Source organism: Lyngbya sp. CCY1209, from assembly GCF_035615495.1.
In the GTDB taxonomy this organism is placed as follows: Bacteria; Cyanobacteriota; Cyanobacteriia; order Cyanobacteriales; family Microcoleaceae; genus Limnospira.
Window position 1 is genome coordinate 1 of record NZ_JAJENU010000048.1, and the last position, 245, is coordinate 245.

Below are 245 nucleotides of genomic sequence, written 5' to 3' on the forward strand. Positions count from 1 at the left end.
GTCTTTTCCGGCTTGAGTTGGAGTCCAATGGGCTTTAACCAATCGGAGATGGCAATCTTGCACTGTTCAATGATTTCAAGCTTTGGTGATATAACTACGAAATCATCAGCATATCTAACGACCGTTGCTTGTACTCTTTTTCTTTTCTTTGGAAAGAGTTTTTCTATATGCCTCACCATTCCATCCAGTGCGATGTTGGCGAGGAGTGGACTTATTACCCTTCCTTGTGGTGTCCCGGCTTTTGT

1 protein-coding gene is annotated in these 245 nt (G+C 43.3%); it reads right to left on the minus strand.

Annotation, left to right across the window (positions count from 1 at the left end; translation table 11 throughout):
• On the minus strand, positions 1-245 hold a 245-nt coding region (locus LKE08_RS00240), incomplete at both ends, for a reverse transcriptase domain-containing protein (protein WP_324702187.1).